At 43.2% G+C, this 955-nt stretch carries 2 protein-coding genes; both read left to right on the forward strand.

The features are described 5' to 3' along the window. Positions 1-307 (forward strand): transcriptional repressor LexA (lexA, locus tag A3712_RS24160; RefSeq protein WP_063525262.1); only part of this gene is annotated, 307 nt, incomplete at its 5' end. A gap of 97 nt (positions 308-404) precedes the next feature. After that, on the forward strand, positions 405-955 hold a 551-nt coding region (locus A3712_RS24165; protein WP_197465916.1), incomplete at its 3' end, for a class I SAM-dependent methyltransferase.

Raw genomic sequence — 955 nt, forward strand, 5'->3', positions numbered from 1 at the left:
TCCTAGCATGTTTAAACCTCAAGCTGATTTCTTACTTCGCGTAAATGGCGAAAGTATGAAAGACATCGGTATTATGGATGGTGACCTGCTTGCTGTTCACAAAACAAAAGATGTCCGTGATGGTCAGGTTGTGGTTGCTCGTGTTGATGATGATGTAACAGTAAAACGTCTAGAACGTAAAGGTTCTACAGTGCTGTTACACGCTGAAAACCAAGAGTTTTCTCCAATCCGTGTCGATCTAGAATCTCAACACTTGTCTATTGAAGGTCTTGCTGTTGGTATCATTCGCAACACGGACTGGATGTAATCAGTACAAACATCTTATTGATATTTATTCTCAATAACTTGTTATTGTAATTGATATTCATTATCATCTTCTTTGTCGAGATACAAGGAAGATGATGATGCCAATCCAAACCAAGCCTCTAGTAAAGCCGCTTATATCTAAGACGCGCTCCTCTGATCAAAAGGTTTCTGCTGATCAAGCTTCTGCACATCAAGAACTTCAAGTTCCGACAAATCTCGTTCAACATCTTTGGTTTCGCAGCCGAGAAAGCCTTGCCGATGATGGCCTCGTCTATGATCCTATTGCTGCTCAGGCCTGTAAGCGTTGTCAATTAGCGCCGGAATGCCTTACTGGTGAACTCGACCAACAACAACTTCTCTATGCGACCTTGACTCAACTTTGCGATTCTCAAGTTCAGCAGTTCCTATCTCACAACCCTGATGCTTGGATTATTAATGTGGGAGCTGGTCTCGACACCCGTTTTTACCGATTAGACAATGGCCGCTGTCACTGGGTAGAGCTGGATGTAACCGAGAATCTACTTTGGCGACAACGTTTGTTCCACAAAAATGAACGCTACCGCTTGGAGTGTGGTTCCGTAGATGATCTGACTTGGTTAGATGAACTCAATATTCCAGAGCAAGCTTCGGTAATGGTGGTGTGTGAACA

The organism is Vibrio sp. HI00D65, from assembly GCF_001635455.1.
GTDB lineage: Bacteria > Pseudomonadota > Gammaproteobacteria > Enterobacterales > Vibrionaceae > Vibrio.